The 22,391-nt window shown below is 59.8% G+C and carries 18 protein-coding genes; 7 read left to right on the forward strand and 11 right to left on the reverse strand.

Annotated features, from left to right (window positions below; translation table 11 throughout):
• Positions 1 to 153: 153 nt before the first annotated feature.
• The 7 genes from SBC1_RS07685 to tauA all read right to left on the reverse strand — a co-directional run bounded on the left by SBC1_RS07685 (position 154) and on the right by tauA (position 7,432).
• Positions 154 to 1,113, reverse strand: a complete 960-nt coding sequence (locus SBC1_RS07685; protein ID WP_165089915.1) for a GTP-binding protein — start codon at positions 1,111 to 1,113, stop codon at positions 154 to 156.
• Positions 1,110 to 2,765, reverse strand: coding sequence for an amidohydrolase (locus SBC1_RS07690; RefSeq protein WP_165089922.1), 1,656 nt, complete (start codon positions 2,763 to 2,765; stop codon positions 1,110 to 1,112). Before SBC1_RS07690 ends, SBC1_RS07685 begins: the two co-directional genes overlap by 4 nt.
• A 37-nt stretch (positions 2,766 to 2,802) precedes the next feature.
• Entirely contained in the window at positions 2,803 to 4,188 is a 1,386-nt protein-coding gene (locus tag SBC1_RS07695; protein WP_165089929.1) for a sodium:solute symporter, read from the reverse strand.
• A 13-nt stretch (positions 4,189 to 4,201) separates the two neighbouring features.
• Complete coding sequence (locus tag SBC1_RS07700; RefSeq protein ID WP_165089935.1) at positions 4,202 to 4,411, reverse strand: DUF3311 domain-containing protein; 210 nt, start codon at positions 4,409 to 4,411, stop codon at positions 4,202 to 4,204.
• A 199-nt stretch (positions 4,412 to 4,610) separates the two neighbouring features.
• Positions 4,611 to 5,528, reverse strand: coding sequence for an ABC transporter permease subunit (locus SBC1_RS07705; RefSeq protein ID WP_165089940.1), 918 nt, complete (start codon positions 5,526 to 5,528; stop codon positions 4,611 to 4,613).
• The gene (locus SBC1_RS07710) at positions 5,521 to 6,336 is read right to left on the reverse strand and encodes a taurine ABC transporter ATP-binding protein (protein WP_165089958.1); all 816 of its coding nucleotides are present in this window, start codon (positions 6,334 to 6,336) and stop codon (positions 5,521 to 5,523) included. The genes SBC1_RS07705 and SBC1_RS07710 overlap by 8 nt, the downstream gene beginning before the upstream one ends.
• Positions 6,337 to 6,367: 31 nt before the next feature.
• A complete protein-coding gene (gene tauA / locus SBC1_RS07715; protein ID WP_165987518.1) occupies positions 6,368 to 7,432 on the reverse strand; it encodes a taurine ABC transporter substrate-binding protein in 1,065 nt (354 codons plus the stop codon).
• Between the two features lie 294 nt (positions 7,433 to 7,726).
• On the opposite strand from tauA, the gene SBC1_RS07720 reads away from it, so the two are divergent.
• On the forward strand, positions 7,727 to 9,244 hold the full coding sequence (locus SBC1_RS07720; RefSeq protein WP_165089966.1) for a PLP-dependent aminotransferase family protein: 1,518 nt from the start codon (positions 7,727 to 7,729) through the stop codon (positions 9,242 to 9,244).
• A gap of 154 nt (positions 9,245 to 9,398) precedes the next feature.
• Positions 9,399 to 9,803 carry a nuclear transport factor 2 family protein gene (locus SBC1_RS07725; RefSeq protein ID WP_165089969.1) on the forward strand — a complete coding sequence of 135 codons (405 nt, stop codon included), beginning with the start codon at positions 9,399 to 9,401 and terminating at the stop codon, positions 9,801 to 9,803.
• Positions 9,804 to 9,911: 108 nt separating this feature from the next.
• Here SBC1_RS07725 and SBC1_RS07730 read toward each other — a convergent pair whose 3' ends face one another.
• Positions 9,912 to 10,667 (reverse strand): IclR family transcriptional regulator, encoded by a 756-nt coding sequence (locus SBC1_RS07730; RefSeq protein ID WP_165089972.1) that lies wholly within the window; start codon positions 10,665 to 10,667, stop codon positions 9,912 to 9,914.
• A gap of 183 nt (positions 10,668 to 10,850) precedes the next feature.
• Positions 10,851 to 11,711, reverse strand: a complete 861-nt coding sequence (locus tag SBC1_RS07735; RefSeq protein WP_165987520.1) for an IclR family transcriptional regulator — start codon at positions 11,709 to 11,711, stop codon at positions 10,851 to 10,853.
• A 216-nt stretch (positions 11,712 to 11,927) separates the two neighbouring features.
• Between SBC1_RS07735 and SBC1_RS07740 the strand changes: the two genes are divergently transcribed.
• Together SBC1_RS07740 and SBC1_RS07745 are read left to right on the forward strand one after the other, a co-directional pair.
• The gene (locus tag SBC1_RS07740; RefSeq protein WP_165089979.1) at positions 11,928 to 13,586 is read left to right on the forward strand and encodes a GMC family oxidoreductase; all 1,659 of its coding nucleotides are present in this window, start codon (positions 11,928 to 11,930) and stop codon (positions 13,584 to 13,586) included.
• A gap of 211 nt (positions 13,587 to 13,797) precedes the next feature.
• Positions 13,798 to 15,102 (forward strand): MFS transporter, encoded by a 1,305-nt coding sequence (locus SBC1_RS07745; protein WP_165089982.1) that lies wholly within the window; start codon positions 13,798 to 13,800, stop codon positions 15,100 to 15,102.
• Between the two features lie 56 nt (positions 15,103 to 15,158).
• Here SBC1_RS07745 and SBC1_RS07750 read toward each other — a convergent pair whose 3' ends face one another.
• Entirely contained in the window at positions 15,159 to 15,923 is a 765-nt protein-coding gene (locus SBC1_RS07750; protein WP_241202050.1) for an IclR family transcriptional regulator, read from the reverse strand.
• A 202-nt stretch (positions 15,924 to 16,125) separates the two neighbouring features.
• On the opposite strand from SBC1_RS07750, the gene SBC1_RS07755 reads away from it, so the two are divergent.
• The 3 genes from SBC1_RS07755 (at position 16,126) to SBC1_RS07765 (ending at position 20,727) form a co-directional block, all read left to right on the forward strand.
• On the forward strand, positions 16,126 to 17,571 hold the full coding sequence (locus SBC1_RS07755; RefSeq protein ID WP_165089988.1) for an aldehyde dehydrogenase family protein: 1,446 nt from the start codon (positions 16,126 to 16,128) through the stop codon (positions 17,569 to 17,571).
• Entirely contained in the window at positions 17,568 to 19,199 is a 1,632-nt protein-coding gene (locus SBC1_RS07760; protein ID WP_165987522.1) for an AMP-binding protein, read from the forward strand. Before SBC1_RS07755 ends, SBC1_RS07760 begins: the two co-directional genes overlap by 4 nt.
• A 136-nt stretch (positions 19,200 to 19,335) precedes the next feature.
• Complete coding sequence (locus SBC1_RS07765) at positions 19,336 to 20,727, forward strand: MFS transporter (protein WP_165987524.1); 1,392 nt, start codon at positions 19,336 to 19,338, stop codon at positions 20,725 to 20,727.
• Between the two features lie 16 nt (positions 20,728 to 20,743).
• Here the strand turns inward: SBC1_RS07765 and SBC1_RS07770 are convergent, their stop codons facing one another.
• Positions 20,744 to 21,586, reverse strand: a complete 843-nt coding sequence (locus tag SBC1_RS07770; RefSeq protein ID WP_243830280.1) for an NAD(P)-dependent oxidoreductase — start codon at positions 21,584 to 21,586, stop codon at positions 20,744 to 20,746.
• Positions 21,587 to 22,391 lie beyond the last annotated feature (805 nt).

Consider the following 22,391-nt stretch of genomic DNA (forward strand, 5'->3'; position numbering starts at 1 on the left):
TGATAGGGTTTCTGTTCTGTTGGAACATGATCGTGCCGATTTGATATCGGCACGATTTACTTTATGTTCAACGGCGTTTTAGGTCAGATGGAAATCGTCACGACGTTTGGCAATTACTAAGGATAACTAGTCAGCAATGAAAGAACTTCAGTGTCACCATTCCGTCGATATTGCTGCAGCGAGCGCATCGAGCGTCGCCTGTTCGGTTGCATTGTCGAATATGCCGATAAGAACGATCACAGACTCCGTGATAACTTCTCCGGGAAATGGCGTAATAAGGATACGGCCGCCGGCCACATGAAGTTCTTGTGTCGCCGCTTCACCGTCCAACCGGATCAGGCCTTTCGCTCTCAATAGGTGCCCAGAGACGCTTCGCAGCGCGCCCTTGAGTTTCTTGCGATCCAGGTGTGCCGTGGTACTAAAGAGAAAGCTGCAGAAGTCCACCGGCAGCTTCGGGTTTAAACCGGTCATCGGGCGCGGCCAGCTGGTGCGAAGCTGGCCCGTGATGTTCTCATCGAAGAAGAGTTCCAGGGGAACCGCGCCGTTTGTTGTTTCCAGCATGATCCCGGTATGGGCCACCGTCGTCAATTCAGCCACGACAGCCGCTTTCTTATGCTCGTCGATCAAGTCTGTTTTGGTCAGCAGTATTGCCGTAGCACCAGCAATCTGTTGCCGTGCAATATCGCCTACATAGGGGTCCAGTAGTGTCTGCGTGATGGATGCCAAATCTACCGCAACGATGATTCCATACAGCCGGTACGCGCGATCGAGCAGACCAATTTGCGCGATGCGCACAGGGTCCGATACTCCGCTTGCCTCAATGATCAGAAAGTCGGGCGGATCGGGCCGGTTGCTGATCGCGAGCAGTGCGTCGACCAGTCGTCCGCCAATCGAACAGCAGACGCAGCCGTTCTCCAGGGTGATGACATCGTCAGTGCGTTCCCTGATCAGGGCAGCGTCGATATTGATCGCACCAAAGTCGTTGACGAGCACGGTAATGCGGCGCTGTCCCGCATTCGCGAGCACATGATTGAGCAGCGTCGTCTTGCCCGCGCCCAGATAGCCGCCGACGATAATGAGCGGAATCGGCCCCCGGACGCCGCTCGCTGTCATCCTGCCGGCCCTTGGAATACGCGGCCACCGAGCACCGTTCCCCACACTGGCAGATCCTTCAACCGCTCGGGCGCGATCTCACTCGGGTCATCCTCCAACACGGCGAAGTCGGCGAACTTGCCCACTTCGATACTGCCGACCAGATGATCCATCTTGAGCGTGTAGGCAGCCCCAAGCGTGATCGCCCGCAACGCGTCTGCCACCGGAACACGCTCGCTGGCGCCAAGCACTCGCCCCGAAGATGTCTCGCGCTGCGAAGCACACCACGCCGTGAACAACGGATTCAACGGCGTGATTGGCGCATCGGAATGAAAGGCGAACGGAATACCCAGGCGCCGCGCTGATTCCGCGGCGTCCATGCGGTTCGCACGATCGGCGCCCATGGTCTGCTCATAATGGGCATCGCCCCAGTAGTAGAGATGGTTGGAGAAGAAATTGATGCACAGGCCCAGTTTTGCCGCTCGTGCGAGCTGGCTTGCGTTGGCCATCTGGCAGTGCTGCAAGGTATGCCGATGATCGTGGCGAGGGCAGCGATCGAGAATTTTTTCGAGCGCATCGAGGACCAGTTCGGTCGCCTCGTCGCCGTTGGTATGAATATGCAGTTGCAGCCCGGCTTCATGGAACGGCGCAAATACTTCGACGAACTGGCTTGGCGGAATCAACCACAATCCGTTCGGCTTGCCATTCAGATATCCCGGCCATTTCAAGCGAGCAGTAAAGCCCTGAATCGATCCGTCGACAATGAATTTAACCGGTCCGAAGCGCAGCTTGTCCGTGTTGCCGACAATAGCTGACAGAACGCGCTGCGGGCCGCCTTCGGGGCATCGCTGCGGCGCAAATGCCGGAACAATCCTGAGCGGGTAGGCCGGGTCGTTAGTGATGTCTCTCAGGTTCTGATTGCCCCGTTCAGAGAAATCGTTCACCAGGTCGGTCGCGGTTGTGACGCCAGCTAGTTGCGCGACGCGGCCGAAATTCCAGATGGCTTCCTTCTTTTCGCTGGCCGCAATGGAAAGTCCACCACCGATCAAGCGGTACACGGGGAACATGGCGGCGAACTCCTGCAGTTCGCCGGTTGGTTCGCCATCCGCATCCTTGCCGATTCCGTCAATGTCCGTCTCGCTGTCAATACCCGCGAGCGCCAGCATGGGCGAATTGACGTTCATCAGATGCACGCTGGCATGGAGTACGACGATGGACCGCTGCGCGCTGACTGTGTCGAGTTCCTTGACCGACAAGCGCTTTGTGCCGAAGAAGATTGGATCAAAGCCCCAGGCGAGAAGCGGGGCCTGCCCATCCGTCATCAGATCGTGGGCTGCCTTGAGCCGGTCGATCACCGCGTCGAGCGTTGTTAATCCGGGATGACGAATGCCATCGGGGCCGCGACGATCGTGATAGCCCACATAAACCGCGTCCCACATCGCGCCTTCCATCAGGTGGCAATGGCCTTCCACCAAACCGGGCATCAGCACTTTGTCTCTGAACGTATCGACGATTTCGGCATCGCCCCACTGTTTCACGTCTTCACTATTTCCAACCGACAGGATCCTGCCATCGCGAATGGCGACATGGGTGGCGTGCGGTTGCGCCGGGTTCATCGTGAGGATTTTCTTCGCGACAAGAACCTGGATGGGACTTGTTGATGCGTCGTTCATAAGCGCTCGTTAGTGGGTTTGGCAGTCGATACACGAGTCAAGACAATGCATGCACATGAGGCCGCTTCATCGCAAGATGCACCGCGGCGAGTACGGCAACGTTCACGGCGAGGCAAACGAGGCCGAGATTCAAGCCGCCCAGATCAAACTGCAAGACATAAAGGGCGATAGCCAGGATTTGTCCGGTAAGCATGCCTGCTCCAATTGCTGCAGGCCGTACGCGAAGCCCGAACAGAATCGCGATAACGCCGGGGAAGAACTGGGTCACGCCGTAGTACGTGGTGTTGATGAGCGTCAGCATGAGATTCGGCGTCAGAAGCGTCATCACGATCGACACCACCAGGTAAATGACAATAACGAACTTCGCACTCCTTTTCTGCTTGTTCTCGGGCATGTTCGGCAGCAGGTTGCGGGTGACGATCGGTCCGATGGAAAGGCAGATCCCAGCCAGCACGAGCAGTCCGGAAAGCGATGCGCCAGCGGCCACAAGACCCAGCAGCCAGCCCGGCAGCAAACGGATCGCAGCCGCGAAGAACGCTTCGTTGGGCGATGCAAGATGCAGGTTCTGGCTGATCGCGTAGTAAGACGCGACAACAAGAAACGGATACATCAGCATGTAGAGAGGCATGGCGACCTGCGTGCGTCGGATCGTGTTCGCACTTTTTGCCGTGAAGAAATTCTGCACCGCAAACGGCATTACATAGAAGCCTAGTGATTGGAACAGCATGGTGCTCATCGAGAACGTCAATTGATGCGCGTCCATCCGGTTGCTGACATGCAGGCTAGCGGCGTGGAAGACTTCGGTGACGCCGACCTCCGCCGAGACCGCGACCCCGGTGATAACAATGGCGGCGACCATGAGAATATCTTTCAGCACTGCGATATAAGCCGACGCCCGCACGCCCGCAATCGCGATGTACGTGAACGCCAGCATGGCCGATATCAGGATCAGATAGAACGGCTGAAAATTCCAGCCCAGTCCCTTGAGCGCGGCGACAAGACCGGTGAACTGTAATTGGCCCCAAGGCAGCAAGAACAAAATGGCGGACGCTGCCACGACAAGCTCGAGCGTACGGCTCTGGAAGTGACCCTTGAACAGGTCGGGCAGGGTGATCGCGTTATAGCGTTTTCCTGCTTGCCAGATTTTTGGCCCGATAAAATAACCGACCGGATACGCCAGCAGGATGTAACCGAGGAACCAGACGCCATATGTCGGTCCCTTGGCATAGATCCCGCCAGGAAAACCGACCATCGTGCCGATGCTGTAGATCTCACCCGCGGCGAGAAAGAACACCAGGTACGCGCCGAACTGCCGCGATGCAACAAAGAAATCATGCACGCTTTGCGGTCCGCGGCCCGATTTTGATCGGATCGCGAGGTAAAGCGAAAAGACGATGAAGCCCAGAAATACGGCGGTGGCCATCCGTCATCCTCCTTCAGTTGTTGTCGGGATGTGCATCGTCGAAATGGCAGTCGAACAGACGCCAGCAGAGCATCAGGCAGCCCGACGTCAACACGAACCATCCGAAGATCCAGGCGTAGATGAACGGGACGCCGAGCACGGTGCGGTCAATCGATGCGACCCACGGCAGCAGGCCGATGACGCCTATATAGGGAATACCGAGCCCGATCATGAGCTTGAGCATGTTGTCTCCGTGTATTGCGGATCCTCGGGCGGCTTTTCTGGAGACAGCCGTTCGAGTGGAGTGCGGGCAATCCGCAGTTGGATCGCGTTTGCGGCGAATGAATCCAGTATGGCAAGCCAAAAATCGGGACGAGTAGTACCAGTGCCGGTAAATCGCTAAGTCCACATGCCGCCGCCAGGAGCGGCGACATGTTCAAGGACTAGACCTTGCCTTTCCAGGGCACGAGCACTCGCTCTACATAGCGCATCAGGACGTCGAAACACAGCGCGAAGAATCCGATCACGATAATGCCCATGATGACGACATCGCTTGCGAGAAATTCTGCGGCGTTGAGCACCATGAAACCGAGTCCGCTCGTGGACGCCACCATCTCGGCTGCGACCAGCGTGGTCCAGCCCACACCAATGCCGATGCGCATGCCCGTGAATATCTCCGGCATCGCCGATTTGAGAATCACGTAAAGGACCACTTGCGTGCGCGATGCACCCATGGAGTAAGCGGCATGAATCTGCTCGATTGATACTGAACGCACACCGGCACGCGCAGCAATAGCAAGTGGCGCGAAGATCGCGAGGTAGATCAAAAACACCTTCGAGAACTCACCAATGCCGAACCAGATGATGATGAGCGGCAAGTAGGCAAGCGGAGGCAACGGACGATAGAACTCGATCGGCGGATCGAACAGGCCGCGCGCAATGCGGGACACGCCCATCATCACACCCACGGGTATGGCGGTGAGACACGCGAGTGCAAAGGCACCGAACACGCGCAAGAGGCTGATCCCGGTATGTTGCGCGAGCGTCGAGTTGGCGAAGCCGTCCGTTGCCACCAGGATGAATTTCGCATAGACGGCCTGTGGCGAAGGCAGGAAGAGTGGCTTGATCAAGTGCAGGTTCGTCACCGCGAACCACAAGCCGAACAGGGCAAGGATGGTGAACATGCTTGCGGCAAGGCTGCTACCTTGCCCAGGCACGCCAAACGAGTCACCGGGCTTGACCGGTTTCTTGGCGAGAACCCGCGCACGGCGGCGCGGCCGTTGCGGCGGTTCGGCCGAGGTGTCGGGTCTCATAGATACGTTGCGGTGAGGTAGCGCGTTAATCGATTTCGAACTAGACATGAACCACCTCCGCCGCTGCGCCGTGAGATTTCTCGTCGCCGTAGATAATGCTAAGTATGCGCTCGCGCATTTCAATGAAGTCGGGGCTTGACTTGACAGCCCGCGCGTCGCGAGTCTCAAGAAAACGCTGGTTGAAATCGAGCTCGTAGGTATGGGTGATTCGCCCCGGTCGGGGTGACATCACGATCAGCCGGCTTGCAAGAAAGAGCGCCTCCTCCACGCTATGGGTAATGAAGAAGAACATCTTGTTGGTCTTCTTCCAGACGTCGAGCAACAGCTCCTGGATGGTTTCGCGGGTGAGCGCGTCGAGCGCGGCCATGGGTTCGTCCATCAATAGCATGGCTGGGTCGCAGGTGAGGGCGCGCGCAATACCCACGCGTTGCTGCATTCCTCCGGATAACTGGTAGATCATATGTTTGTGGAAATCCTGCAGCCCGACGAGGGCGAGGTTGCGCACCGCTATCTCACGGCGCTTCGCTCGGGCGACACCCTGCAGCTTCAAGCCGAACTCCGCGTTATCGATCACGTTCAACCACGGCAGCAATGCGTGTTTCTGGAACACCACGCCGCGATCGGCGCCGGGGCCGGCGATAGGTTCGCCGCCTAGCAGCAACTGGCCGCTGCTAGGCGCAATGAATCCCGCCATCAGCGACAGCAAGGTGGTTTTGCCGCAGCCCGATGCACCCAGCGCGACCACCAGGTCGCCGGAATTGATCTTCAGGTTGATGTCGTCCAGCGCGTGCACGCTCTCGCCAGCACGACGTCCTGGAAACGTCACGCTTACGTTGATGACATTCATGCTTTCCATAGATCCTCCTGGTCGACGACCATGGCGTGGTTCACTTAAGCTTCGTCGCGGCTTCGGCGTACACCGGCGTGACGAATTTCGCATAATCAGGTGCGACCGCGTTGATGCTCTTCTGGCCCTTCAGGAACTCTGACGTGTCCTTCAGAGCCATTGTTGCGCGACCGGAATCGCCGCCACCGAGCCATTGCGCCGACACCTGATCCGAGAGCGAGGGAAATGCATAAAGCGCAAGCGCCCCCGGTACTTCAGCCGGCGTGCCACCGATCATCTTCGCGATGGCTGCCGCCTGCGGCGAACCCGCGTTCCATTGCGCGGCATTGCTACGATATTGATTGTCGGCGTCAGAGATTGCCTTCACCAGTTTTGCCATGAAGTCCTTATGCTCCTCGCCCCATTTGCGATCGACCGCGATACCGTCGAACGTTGGCTTTCCAAGCTTTGACAGGTCGCCCGAGGTGATCAGCACCCTGCCGCTTTTCTTCAACTCGGCCAGCGCCGGATTCCATACATACGCCGCATCGATGTCACCCCGTTCCCACGCGGCCACAATCTGGTTCGGTTGCATGTTGAGGACCTTCACGTCCGACGGATTGATGCCCCAGTGCTGCAGCGCGAACATGGTGTGATAGTGGGTGGTCGAAACGAACGGGACGCCGATCGTCTTGCCCTTCAGGTCTGCCGGTTTCGTGATGCCGGAGCCGTTACGCACGACCATCGCTTCAGCCTGGTTGATGTTGTCGAGAATCCAGAAAAGCTGCAGATCCACACCCTGGCTCACGGCCGCAGCAAGCGGGCTCGATCCAATCACACCGACCTTCACATCGCCCGAAGCCATTGCTGTTGCTACTTTGGCGCCGGACTCGAATTGCCGCCAGTTGATCTTGTAGCCTGTCTCCTTTTCGATGGACCCATTGGCGATCGCCACGACCCAGGGATCGACGATCTGCTGGTACGCAATGGTGACCTCCTTGTCCTCGGCGTGGGCGGGCTGGAGCCCGATGGTGACGAACGTTGCCAGCGCGGTGGCGGCTGCAATGACGCAATGCAGCGGGCGAGCGAACCACCGAGAAAATTTTGATCGTTTATCGTGTTGCATTGCGGATCTCCTGGCGGGCAGCGTGCATGGCACGCAAGTCTTATCGGGTCGACCGGGGCTTGTCCCGATCGCGGGAACACGGTCGAATCGAGTATCGTCAACTAAAAATAGGCCGAGTTAGTACCAGACGCCGCCGATCGTTGAGTCCACATTCACCGCAGCCGATTGCGGCAGCCAGGTTTGCCCGGAGGGGCCAACGGCTGCCGTCATCGTGCAATGCGGCACTGCATATCGAATCAATCACTTCGTGCTAAATCGCCGGGTGCAATCGAATTAATCAATTTGGGAGGAAATATGGCTAGCCGGATGTCGTCGGCAATGTGGACGCAGCGGTTCCAGCGTTCGGCTGAATCCAATATAAGCCTGCAAGGGCAGATTCGGCAGATGCTGGTGGCCGCCATTCTCGACGGGCAGATGTCCGTTGATACCGCGTTGCCCTCGAGTCGCGAACTGGCCGATCAGTTGAGCGTGGCCCGCAATACGGTTGTGCTCGCTTACCAGCAGTTGGTGGAAGAGGGTTATCTGATTTCCCGGGAGCGCAGCGGGCACTTCGTCAATCCGGCCATGCTCGAAGGCCGGCACGGGTTTGTACCTACGCAAACCGTCGCGGCGAACGAGGCAGTCGGGCGCCCCGACTGGACCCGGCGCATTGAGCGTTTGCCGTCCCTGCAGCGCAATATTGTCAAGCAGGCGAGTTGGCAGAACTACGAGTTTCCCTTTATTTACGGCCAGTTCGATCAAACGCTCTTTCCGACGAGCGACTGGCGCGAGTGCTGCATGAAGGCGCTGTCCGTCATGGAAATCCGCAACTGGGCGCCGGACCTGATCGAACGCGACGACGACACGCTGATCCAGCAGATTCGCACGCGCGTCCTGCCGCGTCGCGGCGTCTTCGCGATGCCCGACGAAATTGTCGTCACGATGGGCGCACAGCAGGCGCTTTATCTGATCGCCGACCTGTTGGCGAACGAGCGCACGACGATCGGTTTCGAGAACCCCGGCTACCCGGATGCACGCAATATTTTCCTGAATCGCAACGCGCCGCTGCTGCCTCTGCCGGTTGACGAAGGCGGCGTGCGTCCGGTCGCCGACGCCCATCTGCTGGCGCAATGCGACTACGTGTACGTGACGCCGAGCCATCAGTGCCCGACCACGGCGACCCTGCCGCTCGAACGCAGGCACGCGCTCCTGGAACTCGCGCAAAAGCATGATTTCGTTGTGATCGAGGACGACTACGAGAGTGAAAATAATTTCTCGGGCGGCCCGCATCCGGCGCTGAAGAGCCTGGATACCGCCGACCGCGTGCTCTATGTGGGCAGCTTGTCGAAGAGTTTCGCCCCGGGCTTGCGACTGGGTTATGTGGTGGGCCCGCGTGACCTGATTCGCGAGTTGCGGGCATTGCGGCGGCTGATGGTGCGGCATCCAGCAGCGTACATTCAGCGCGCATTCGCGACCTTTCTAGCGCTGGGTCATCACGATGCGTTGCTGCGGCGGCTCGCCTTCGCCTACAAGGAGCGCGCGGAAGCACTCAGCGTAGCGCTCGACGCTCATCTGCCGGAAGTCCGTCACGCGCGGATTACCGGTGGCTCCTCGTGCTGGGTCGAAGGGCCGCCGTGGCTTGACGCGACCCGTCTCGCGGCTGAAGCCGAGGCGCACGGCATCCTGATCGAGCTGGGTAGCGTGTTTTTCATGGAGGGGCTGGAACAGCGCCAATGCTTCCGCATGGGCTTTTCGGCGATCAAGCAGGAAAAGATCGAACCCGGTGTGCGCGCGCTGGCGGAGCTTGTTCGGGCGCAACGTCCGAAGGCGTGAGCGCTTGGGTGCTCCGGTGCTCGGAGCAGGCGCTGGCCCAAGCGAATCGGCTCGACTGGCGCTACCGCGGGGCGTGAGAGTTATTTAACGTGTCGGTGAAACTTGCCGCAGCCATCGCCGATCGGCAATGCCAGTTTTCTCACAGGAGACACGTATGACAGACTCGCTCACCGCGACATCCGAAGTGACGGCCGACACGCTTGCGGCCTTTTCCGACGCCTTCAATCGTCACGACGCTGCTGCGTTGATGGACTTCATGACAGAAGACTGTGTCTTCGATACCGCTGGCGGCAACGATATCCACGGCACTCGCTTCACTGGCCGCGCGGCCGTGCAAGCGGCCTTTGAAGCGGTCTTCAAGACCTTTCCCGATGCCCACTGGGGACACGGCCGCCACTACGTGGCCGGTGAACGCGGTGTGTCGGAATGGGTATTTACCGGCACGCACGCGGAAGGGTGGCGGATTGAGGCCGAAGGCTGCGATCTCTTCGAGTTTCGCGACGGGCTGATTGCGGTAAAACGCGCGTTTCGCAAGGAACGCCCAAAGCAAACTGCCTGATTGCTTCGATAGGCGGCAATGGGCGCACCAAATCGGGCGCTGGCAGGCTTGCGGCTCGCACCGTAGCGGAACAGTGCCCGCCTCATCGACGGGCTGCTTAGAACGTACTTAGAACGTGTTTGCCAGCTCCCGCGCTGCTTCCTGCAGGCGCGGCACGAATTCGAGCGAGCGAGATAGCGGCGCACGTGAGACCGGCGCATGCACGGCGATGGCGGCAATGCTCATGCCGTCCTTGTTCATCACAGGCACTGCAACGCAGGCGATGCCCGCGAGAAATTCCTCGTTGTCGATACCAATGCGCTTGTGCGCGGTGCGATCGAGTTCGGCTTCGAGCATTTCGGGGTCGGTGATGGTATTCGGCGTGAAGCGTTCGATCTTGAGCGCGCGCACGAGCGCGGAACGCTGTTCGCGCGACAGCATCATGGCCAGCAGCAACTTGCCGCTGGCGGTGCAATAGGCCGGTACCTTCGACCCGGGCTTGAGATCAAGCCGCAGAGGCCAGGGCGCTTCCATGCGGTCCAGATACAGCACTTCGGTTTCGTGCAGCATCGTGAGGTTGCAGGTTTCCCCGAGGTCCGCCACCAGCCGCCCGAGAATGGCGTGGCGCAGACGCCGTGCGCCTGAGTGCATGACCACGCCCAGCCCGAGTTGCGCGAGACGCGGGCCGATCACATAGGCGTTCTTGTGGCCCGGATCGCGGATCACGAGGCCGCCCGCTTCCAGCGAAGCCAGCATGCGGTGCAGCGATGGTTTCGGCAAATCGACGTCCTGCGCGATGTCGGCGAGCGACACCGGACCTTCCGCTTTGACGAGATGCTCGAGCAGCGCGAAGGCACGCAGTGTCGGTGTATCAGCGATGGTCATAGCAAGCGTTCCGAAAAATAGATGATGACCATTGTACAGAAACGCCTTACTGGCTGGCCTGTGCTGATTTTCGGGAGGAATTCCAGACCAGAACCATTCCGGTTTTCGATATTTTCCTAATCCGGCTGTTGCCCAGCAACGGCTCGGAACGCCTCGTCTGAGGAGCGCAACTTTTCCGCACCGCTAACGTTGTGGCGTTGCGTCCGCGTGAAGCAAAGGGGCGAGGCGCGCCGCAGTCTCCTTGAGTTTCGGCACGTTCTTAAGCAAGTCGTCCAGGCTTGCCCGCGCGGTCGGCGCATGCACGGCCAGCGACGCTAGCACGCCGATACCGCCGGGTTTGCGCACGGGCACGGCAATCGCCACCATCCCTCGTACGAATTCCTCATTGTCTATACCAAGACCCCGTGAAGCCAGCCGGTCAAGTTCCGCGCCGAGCAGGGTCGGGTCCGTGAACGTGCGATAGGTATGTGCCTTGAGTTGCATCCGCGCGAGGACAAGCGCGCGCTCGGCAGGCGCCATCTGCGACAGGAACAGCTTGCCGCTCGCCGTGCAATGCAGCGGCACGCGCATACCGGGCTGCATGTGCAGGCGCAGGGGCTCGTTCGTCTCCACGCGTTCAACGTAAAGCACGGCGTCGCCATCGAGCACGGTGAGATTGCAGCTCTCTCCGAGCACATCGACAAGTCCGCGCAGTAACGCGCGGCAGGAGCGGGTAAACGTGCTGTTCGCGAGCATGGTCAGCGCGAGTTGAGTGGCACGCGGACCGAGGGTTATGCCACGGTCGGCACCGCGCGAATCAGGTATGTGTGTGACATAGCCCAGTGCTTCCAGCGAATCGATCATGCGCGTCAAGGTCGCCTTCGGAATATGCAGGCGTGCAGACAGTTGCGACAGTGAGAACGGTTGTCCGGCCGCGGCAAGGTGCTCGACAACGATGAGTGCGCGCAGAACGCGGGTGTCCTCGGGAAGCTGTTCCTGTTGCACGGCAGCATGTGAAGGAGCATGGGACGAAGCATTTGACGCGGAACTCAAGGCGTCTTTCATTGGCACCTCTGATTAAGGCTGGAGGGTGTTCAACATGAGCAACCGGGTCGGGGAGAACCCGAATAAACACCTGAATGCAGCCCTGAAAGTGGAACAAAAAGGTTCTTTTTGAACCGGTTTCATCGATCGTAGCGGTATTTCCTTGAAGGCGGAACGAACAATCAATAAATTTCAACGAAACGTACCGAAAAAACGAAAACAATGGAGGCATCAGTAATGGCACGGAGTTTTGACTATGTCATCGTCGGCGCTGGATCGGCTGGCTGTGTCCTCGCCAACCGCCTCTCGGAAAACGGCCGCTACTCGGTGTGCCTGCTTGAAGCCGGTCCGCCCGACCGGTATCTGTGGATTCATATTCCCATCGGCTACGGCAAGACCATGTTTCACCCGGTCTACAACTGGGGCTTCAAGACCGACCCCGATCCGAACATGAACGATCGCCAGTTGTACTGGCCGCGCGGACGCACGCTCGGCGGCAGCAGTTCGATCAACGGGCTGATCTACGTCCGTGGTCAGAAGAATGACTACGATCACTGGAGTGCGCTGGGAAACCGGGGCTGGAGCTGGCAAGAGTGCCTGCCGTATTTCCGGCGGCTTGAACACAATGAGTTGGGGGCGTCGCCGACTCGCGGCGTGGACGGACCGCTCTGGGCTTCCACCATCAAGCAGCGTCATGAACTCGTGGACGCGTTCATTGCAGCATCGAACAAGATCGGAGTGCGTACGGTCGATGATTTCAATAGCGGCGATCAGGAAGGCGTCGGCTACTACCAACTGACGACGCGAAAGGGCTGGCGTTGTTCGACCGCGGTGGCGTACCTGAAGCCCGCGCGTCGGCGTCCGAACCTGCACGTGGAAACCGATGCGCTTGCGTCGAAGATTATTTTCGAAGGCACGCGTGCCGCTGGTATCCGCTACTTGCAGCATGGACAAATGCAAGAGGTGCGCGCGAATCGCGAGGTGTTACTTGCGGCTGGTGCGCTTCAATCACCGCAATTGCTGCAGGTCTCGGGCGTGGGTCCGGCCAAGCTGCTCGGCGACTTTGGCATTCCGGTGGTCGCGAACCGGCCGGGTGTCGGCGAGAATCTTCAGGATCATCTGCAAGTACGGCTGATCTATGAAGTCTCGCGGCCGATCTCGACCAATAACCTGCTGCATTCTTGGCGAGGCCGCGCGAAGATGGGCCTGCAATGGGCGCTGTTTCGCGAAGGGCCGCTTGCTGTGGGCATCAACCAGGGCGGGTTGTTCTGCCGTGCGCTGCCCGACGAGGCCAAGACGCCCGACATCCAGTTCCATTTTTCAACACTCTCCGCCGATTCCGCCGGCGGCGACGTCCACGCGTTTCCCGGCTGCACATATTCAATTTGCCAGTTGCGCCCGGAGTCTCGTGGCCTCTTGCGCATCCGTACGAACGACATGCGCGACGCACCGTCGATGCAGCCGAACTATCTTTCGACTGATCTCGACCGCCGCACGACGGTTGCGGGCGTGCGTTTCGCGCGCCGGATCGCTGCTGCGGAGCCGATGGCATCGCTCATGAAGCGCGAAGTTCGTCCCGGCGCAGACGCGCAGACCGACGACGAACTGCTGCAGTTTTGCCGCGAATACGGTCAGACGATCTTTCATCCGTCGGGGACGGCCAAGATGGGCGTGGCGAGCGATCCGCTTGCCGTAGTCGACGAGCGTCTGCGTGTATACGGCACGCGCGGATTGCGGGTGGTCGACTGCTCGATCATGCCGACGCTCGTCTCGGGCAATACCAACGTGCCGATCGTGATGGTTGCCGAGAAAGCCTCGGACATGATTCTCGCCGACGCCCGCGCCGACGACCGTTCCAGGACAGCGCCTCGCGAGGAGGTACTGACGCCGCATTGAAGTTCTATTGAAGCCGCATTGAAGCCGTATTGAACGCAGTGATCCGAAGTTGCATCAGAAGCAAAAACGATCCCGGCCTGCATCGCTGACACAAAGTTGATAACACAGCATGCATACCGGGTAATTCGTGCCCCGGAGGAGACAGGTTTTGGGGCATTGCGTCGGGCGACACGCTGAGGTCGCCGCTCGACCATCCATCGGAGAAGACAGAATGGCAGTCGATAACAAGGTTATTCGCCGCGTTGCATTCGCGAGCGTCATCGGGGCCACCGTCGAGTGGTACGACTTTTTCCTGTACGGCGTGGTCGCAGGGATAGTGTTCAACAAGCTGTATTTTCCGGCACACGACCCGCTTGTCTCCACCATGCTTGCCTACGGCACGTTCGCAGTCGGCTTCGTTACACGGCCGCTCGGCGGCATCATTTTCGGCCATTTCGGGGACAAGGTCGGACGCAAATCCGCGCTCATCTGCACGCTCATCATCATGGGTGTCTCGACTGCAGGCGTGGCCTTCGTGCCGACGTACGCGCAGATAGGAATCTGGGCGCCAATCCTGCTGCTGGCGTTGCGCGTGCTGCAGGGCATCGGGCTCGGCGGTGAATGGGGTGGGGCCGTGCTGATGGCTTATGAATATGCGCCGCCTAACCGGCGCGGACTTTACGCAAGCTTGCCGCAGATTGGTTTGTCGATCGGCTTGTGCCTCGCGTCGGGCGTGGTTGCCGCCATCTCGAAGCTGCTGCCGGAGAGCGCGTTTCTCTCGTGGGGCTGGCGCGTCGCGTTCGCCATGTCGCTTGCGCTAGTGGTGATCGGCCTGTATATCCGCGTCAAGGTCATGGAGACACCCGAGTTCCTGGCGCTCAAGCGCACGCGGCGCGACGTGAAGGTCCCGTTCATTGACATGATCACGCGGTATCGTCGCTCTGTGCTGCTCGGCATGGGCGCACGCTGGATTGACGGTGTTTTCTTCAACATCTTCGCCGTGTTCATGATCGGCTATCTCACGCAGCATCTCGCGATGAGCCGGACCGAAGCGCTTACGGGCGTCATGATGGCCGCCATTGTGATGTGCTTTTTCATCCCGCTGTTCGGCAGGATGTCGGACCTGCTGGGCCGGACGCGCGTGTACCGGTGGGGCTCGCTGATTTGCGGCCTCTCGGTGCTGCCGGCATTCTGGCTGATGGAGAATCAGGCGGGCAACACAATGATCGTCTGGCTCGCGATCGTGATCCCGTTCGGTATCTTCTACGCAATGGTGTACGGCCCGGAAGCGGCGCTCTTTGCCGAGTTGTTCGATGCCGAAGTCCGCTACACAGGCATCTCGTTCGTGTACCAGTTCTCGGGAATCTTCGCGAGCGGCCTGACGCCGATCATCGCAACGGCACTTCTTCGGCTGAACGGCGGCAAGCCGTGGGCCGTGTGTGTGTATGTGGTGTTGTCGGCGCTACTGTCGGCGTGGTGCGCGCACAAGATGGAACCGCGCACGGATACGTTCGACGCGGTCACCCGAGCGCACTGAATGAGCCACGGTAGCCCGCGTGTTGTTTTTGGCGCGCGGGGTTATCAATCAACTAATCAATCGTGGAATGTCTTCGCCGTTTCTTCGGCGGCGAGGCGCAGGTCGGGGACGAAGGCGAGCAGGTCGTCGAGCGCGACGCGGCCAATTGGCGCTTGCACGGCGATAGCCGCACACGCGCGATTGCGATCGAGCATCACCGGGACCGCAATGGCGATCAGTCCCTGCAAGTGCTCCTGGTTGTTGATCGCGAGCAGGCGCCGGCGCGTCGTGCTTAGTTCCTTTCGCAAGGCATCGCGGTCGATGATGGTCCGTTCCGAGTAGGCTCGCAATGGCAGCGTCTCGATCATCCTCTCGCGCCGTTCGCGGGGCATGAAGCTCAGCAGCAGCTTGCCGCTTGCCGAACAGTGCAGGGGCACGTGCGAACCCGGCTGCAGATGCATGCGCAGCGGCCACTCTGTTTCCACGCGATCGACATAGACCACGTCGTTGCCCGACAACATTGTCAGGTTGCATGTCTCACCGATCTTTTCCACCAGTTGTTCGAGTAGCGCATGGCGCGCCGCTGCCGGACCGGCATGCATCAGGACGTTGACCGCGAGCGAGCGCACGCGTGGCGAACATTCGTATAACCGGTCGCCAGCGCCGCGCGTAATGAGGTACGCATCCGTCAACTGCACAAGGATGCGATGAACCGTCTGCTTGGGCAGCGCGAGTGCGTCGACGAGTTCGGTCATTGAAAGAGGGTGGCCCGCCTGGGCCAGCGTTTCTAATACCCGAAACGCACGCACGGCGGCGGCGTTGGATTGGTTGGATGTCGACACTCCGTCTCCTGAAGGCCGTAAATTTTTATCGAGAATTTGCATCAACTTTATCGCTTTTCGGGACTGCAAAACGTCCCGAAAACTGCATTTTTCGTCGCTGCTGGAAAGGTAGTGAGCGTTAGATCGGAAAACGGGACTCCACTGTGCGCGTGGCTGAGTAGATTGCAAATCATAGTGATTCTTTTAGCCGGAGCGACGCGTAATGAACGGACACATCAGCGCAGTGGAAATGGCGAAGGCCGCCGTCACCGATAGCGTCGAACAGGACGTGGCGGAACTGGTCGCACGGGCGCGTGCGGCGCAGCAAGGTTTCGAACATGCGGGGCAGGAGGTCCTGGACGCAGCGGCCGCTGCCGCCGCGTGGGCGATCATGGAGCCGGGGCGAAACCGGCAACTGGCGGACCTTGCCGTACGAGACACGGGTCTGGGCAACGCCGACGACAAGTTCCGCAAGAACTATCGGAAGACGCTTGGTCTGCTGCGTGATTTGCGCGGAGCCAAAACCTGCGGGGTGATCAACCGTGATTCAGCCACCGGGATTGTCGAGATCGCACGCTCGGTGGGTGTGGTTGCGGCGATTACGCCTTCGACCAACCCGGCCGCCACGCCCGCCAACAAGATCATCAACGCGCTGAAATGCGGCAATGCAGTAATCGTTGCACCATCGCCGAAGGGATATTCGTCATGCGCGTTGCTGATCGAATTCATCCACGCGCAATTCGCTAAGGCGGGCTTGTCCCCGGATCTCGTTCAGGTGCTACCGCCGCCGATCACCAAGGCGGCGACAGCAGCCCTTCTACGGCAGTGTGACCTCGTGGTCGCGACGGGATCGCAGGCCAATGTTCGCATGGCTTACACGAGCGGCACGCCCGCGTTCGGTGTAGGTGCAGGGAACGTGGCGTCGATTGTCGCTGCATCGGCGGATCTTAATGATGCGGCGCGGAAGATTCGCATTTCCAAAACCTTCGATAATGCCACCAGTTGTTCGTCTGAAAACAGCGTCGTGATTGTGGAGGCGGTGTATCGGCCTGCACTCAACGCACTCGCTGAAAACGGCGGAGTGTTACTCGACACGGCCCAAAAAGAACGCCTGCAAGCGGCAATGTGGACGGGGGGCAAACTCTCGGCGCACTGCACCGCGAAGTCGGCCGTTGAGATCGCCCGGCTAGCGGGTCTGGATGACGTCGCGGCCAAGGCGCCCGCTTTTCTGATGGTCGAGGAAGACGGGTTCGGCGAGACGTACCCGTTTTCGGGCGAAAAGCTTTCACCTGTACTGACCGTTTACCGCGCGAAGGATTTCGATGACGCTGCCTCTGTCGTGCAGCGCATCTACGCGTACATGGGCGCGGGTCATTCGGTCGGGCTGCATTCCGCCGATCCGGCCGAGGCCGTGCAACTCGGCATGAACTTACCGGTTGCCCGCGTTATCTCCAATCAGGCGCATTGCCTCGCAACGGGCGGCAATTTCGACAACGGCCTGCCGTTTTCGCTGTCGATGGGTTGCGGCACCTGGGGCCGCAACAACTTCTCCGAGAACCTCGGCTTTCGCCACTACCTGAACATCACGCGGATCGCATATCCCATCGAAGAACGGGTTCCGGAGATGGACGATCTGCTCGGCGATTTCTTCAAGAGGTACGGACGATGAATACGCCTGCCACCTTGCGCGCATTGATAGACGAACGCGCGGCTCAGTTCCCCGACAAACCCTTCCTGCTCGCGCCCGCCGACGACGAGGCCAATACGGATGCCAGCCCGATCGCAAGCCGCGCGGGCGTGCTGACATTCGGCGAATTGCGTGACGCTTGCCAGACGCTTGACGCCCGCTTTCGCGACGCGGGGCTGAAGCCGGGCGATGTTGTCTCGGTGTTCATGAGCAACGGCATCCAGACGGCCACGCTGCTCCTTGCCGCGATGTACAGCGGGCTTGTAGCCAATCCGTTGAACCTGCTGTGCCAGCCTTCGCAGGTGCGTTATATCGTCGAGCATTCGGATACACGGGCGATATTTGTCTCGGAGGAATCGCGAGCTGCGATCACGTCTGCCATTGCCGCGTTGCGCGACGAGGGTTTCGATCGCGAGATTCTGGTCGTCACCACTGAGCCTGACGCGCTTGAAGCACCGGTGTTCGCGCCTCCAGAACTGGCGCTCGCCGATGCTGCCATGCAGCCTTCAGCACGGCCTGTTGCATCGCAGTTGGCGAGCGGCAGTGAAAATTCACCGCGTTCGGAAGACGTCGCGCTTCTGATGTACACCTCCGGCACGACCGGTTTGCCCAAAGGCGTGCTTCTCACACATCGCAACCTGTTGGCGAACGCGCGCACGATCACGGCCGAGCACCGGCTCACTGCTGACGATCGCGTGCTCGCTTCGCTACCGCTTTTTCACATCAACGGCTTGGTGGTGACGCTTCTGGCCCCGTTGCATCACGGCGGTTCCGTCGTCGTAGCGCCGCGTTTCTCCGCCCGAACGTTTTGGCGCGACGTCACGCGTCACGGCTGCACCTGGATCAACGTCGTGCCTACGATAGTCGCGTATCTGCTCAACCAGCAGGACGATCACACCTTCGACCTGTCCGCGCTCAAGTTCTGCCGCAGCGCGTCGGCGGCGCTGCCGGTCGAGCATCACCGCGCGTTCGAGGCACGCTTTGGAGTTGGTGTAATCGAAACGATGGGCATGACGGAAACTGCCGCTCCAGTATTCAGTAATCCATATGAAATGAACAAGAGGCGGGTTGGCAGCATCGGCTTGCCATCCGGTGCGAGCGCCCGCGTGATTGACGCGCAAGGCCGCGATTGTGCCAGCGACGAATGCGGCGAGATCGTGTTGCGCGGCGAACAAGTGATGAGCGGTTACTACAAGCGCCCGGAAGAGACGCGAGCGGCATTCACTGAGGACGGCTGGCTGCGCACTGGCGACCTGGGTTACCGCGATGCGGAGGGTTACTTCTATATCAACGGCCGTTCGAAGGAACTGATTATCAAGGGCGGCGAGAACATTGCGCCGCGCGAGATTGATGAAGCGTTGCTGAAGCACCTGGGTGTGCTTGATGCGGCGGCGGTCGGTGTGCCGGATGCCGCTTATGGACAGGAGATCATCGCATTCGTCGTTCCGCGCACGCTCGACGGTCCGCTCGCCCTCGATCTCGCCGATCTCAGGAATCACTGCCTTCGCGAACTCGGCCGCTTCAAGACGCCGAAAGAATTCCGGCTGATCGATGAACTGCCACGTGGGCCATCGGGCAAGGTGCAGCGGCTGAAGTTGCTGGATAGCTGATCCGCAAGGTCGCACACCATCCACTCACGCAAGGGAAGCATCTGACACAAAAACGCCAGACGGAATAAGGAACAAGCAACACTGAAGCACCTATCACGAACGTCAAAGACGTCACATGGAAGAGACAGGAGACAGCATGGAACAGCAAGCGACGCAACCGCGGCGTGTCAAGACGCGTCACATCATTCTCGCGGTCATGTGCCTGATGTATTTCATCTCATACATCGATCGCGTGAACATTGCCGTGGCCGGCCCCCTTATCCGGCATGAGATGGGATTGACTTCGGGGCAACTGGGCCTTGTGTTTTCCGCGTTCGCGTATCCGTATGCGGTCATGCAGATCGTGGGCGGCTGGCTTGCCGACAAGTACGGACCCAAGCGTGTGCTGACCGTGCTTTCGCTCATTTGGGGCGTGGCTACGCTTGCGACCGGCTTTGCCGGCAGTGTAGCGATGCTTGTCGGCTTGCGCTTCATGCTGGGCATAGGCGAGGGCGGTGCATTTCCGACGGCTACCCGTGCCTTTACCTACTGGATGCCGGTCGCCGAGCGCGGCTTTGCGCAAGGCATCACGCATAGTTTCGCCAGGCTCGGCGGTGCCGTGACGCCGCCGCTCGTGCTCGCGGTGGTAGCAACAGGCGGATGGCGCGACGCGTTCATTCTGCTCGGCATCGCCAGCCTTGCGTGGACCGTGCTCTATTTGTTCGTGTTCACGAACTCTCCCGAACAGCACCGTCGCATCACGCCAGAAGAAACAGCGGAGATCGGTTATCACGTGGGCGACTGCGACCGCGCCAAACATTGCGCGACGCCGTGGCGAAAGCTGATGCATCGCATGTGGCTCGTGACGTTCGTCGATTTTTGCTATGGCTGGCTGCTGTGGGTCTACTTGACGTGGTTGCCGTCTTATCTCAAGGAGTCGCGGGGATTCGATCTGAAGCAACTCGCGCTCTTCACCGCATTGCCGCTGCTGGCGGGCGTGATAGGCGATACGCTCGGCGGGACGCTATCCGACAAGATCTTCAAGATGACTGGCCGGCTGCGCTTCGCACGCTGTTCCGTTCTGGTGGTGGGATTGGGCGGCTCGCTCGCGTTCCTGGTGCCTATGGTTAGTACAGCGAATCCCTTGACGGCCGTGCTGTTCCTGTCGGCGTCATTCTTTTTCCTGGAGATCACCAATCCCGTGCTCTGGACGCTGCCGCTCGATATCGCGGGAAAATACGCGGGCACCGCTGGCGGCATGATGAACACGGGCTTCGGCGTAGCGGGCATGGTGTCGCCGGTCGTGTTCGGTTACCTGATCGAAACGACGGGCAGCTACAACGTGCCGTTCACTATCTCGGCGTGCTTGCTTGCAGTGGGCATGGTGGCGGCACTGTTCATCAACCCGTTGAAGACGGTCGATGCCGACGAGGAACGCGACCGCAGCGAGGCCAGTTCGCTTGGCGGCATCCCCGCGTTCCTGCAAGCAGCACCCGGCTTGCGCCTGGAGCGGCATCACTTGCGCCGGCCGTTGCGCTGGCGCAAGTGAATTGCGGTGCTTGCAATTAGCTCTTGAGTTTGCGCAGGCGCCAGATCAGGCTGGAGGTATCGAAACGATTACCACCGAGCGCCTGTACGTCGCCGTAGAACTGGTCGACAAGTGCGGTCACCGGAAGCGAAGCGCCGTTGCGCTTCGCTTCGTCGAGACAGAAGCCCAGGTCCTTGCGCATCCAGTCGACGGCAAAGCCGTAGTCGAACTTGCCGTCGATCATGGTCTTGCCACGATTGTCCATCTGCCAGCTAGCCGCCGCACCTTTGCCGATTACGTCGAGTACGAGCGGCATGTCGAGACCCGACAACTGGCCGAAATTAACTGCCTCGGACAAGCCCTGAACGAGTCCCGCGATGCAGATCTGATTGACCATTTTCGCGAGTTGCCCGGCGCCCGCCGGGCCGATCAACGTAACGGCCGTCGCGTAGTGATCAAGCGTGGTGTGGACCCGTTCAAATGCTTCCGGAGCGCCGCCGCACATGATGGTCAGCTTGCCGTTTTGCGCGCCCGCCTGGCCGCCGGACACAGGGGCGTCGATGAAAGCCAGTCCGCGTGCGTCCGCGATCTCTGCCAGTTCGCGTGCGACATTGGCGGATGCTGTCGTGTGATCGACGAAGGCGGCGCCCGGGGTCATGCCGGCGAAAGCGCCATCGTCGCCCAGCGTGATGCTGCGCAGGTCATCGTCGTTGCCCACGCACGCCAGCACCAAGTCTGCCTTCGATGCGGCTTCGCGTGGCGTCCGCGCCGCGTGTCCGCCGTGCTCGGCTACCCATTGTTCAGCCTTGGCGTGGGTTCGGTTGTACACCGTCACGTCGAGGCCGGCTTTGGCAAGGTGGCCGGCCATCGGATAACCCATGACGCCCAGGCCAAGAAACGCGACACGGCGCACGGGGCCGCCGGAGGAAGAGTTTGCAGGTTCGGTCACGTGTGGTTCCTTTCAGAGTCGAGAGAGAACTCGATTGACGCTTCTGAGTCAAGCGGCGGGTATCGAGTTGGCTAGATCGGCCAGGATGAGCGAGTGCCGTTCCTTGACGATAAAGCGCTTCAGGCGTTGGAGAGTTTTCTTGTTAGACATGCCTTCCTTGTTCGACCACAAACATGTGCTCGTCCATGCGGCTCGCTGCGCATTTGGACCATGGCAATGGTTCAGAGGGCGTTGCTTGCCGATCAATCACCGCTCCTGCTCAAACGCGCCCTGAAGTCTTGCCGGGCGACACCTGCAACGGACCTGTTCCATAGAGTGCGGCCATTCCAAACACGAGTTGGATCGGTGTGATAGTCGTTGGGAAGCTAAGACCGCTCCAGTGAAGCCTGATGACGTGTAGCAAACGATACGGGTTACCCCTAATTATCGCTGCTTTTCGGATTTATCTCATTGTGCGCTCCGGCTATGGCTTGTCATGCTTGTAGATCATTGCCGGTTTAGAAACATTAGATAGAGACATTACACAATGAGAAACGACATCGGGCAAGACATTACACGCATGGGAGCTATGACCCATCACGCCCCTAACCCGGTGCCGGTCGGCTTCGGACCTGACCCGCGTGGATATCCAGAGCGTATTTGACGGCACCTCGTTGGATATCCGAACCTGTCTCTAGTTGTCCGGCATCGCCGCCCGCAAGCGCCGCCAAATGGGCATACGCGTCGTTAGCCCTCT

The organism is Caballeronia sp. SBC1 (genome assembly GCF_011493005.1).
Classification (GTDB): domain Bacteria; phylum Pseudomonadota; class Gammaproteobacteria; order Burkholderiales; family Burkholderiaceae; genus Caballeronia.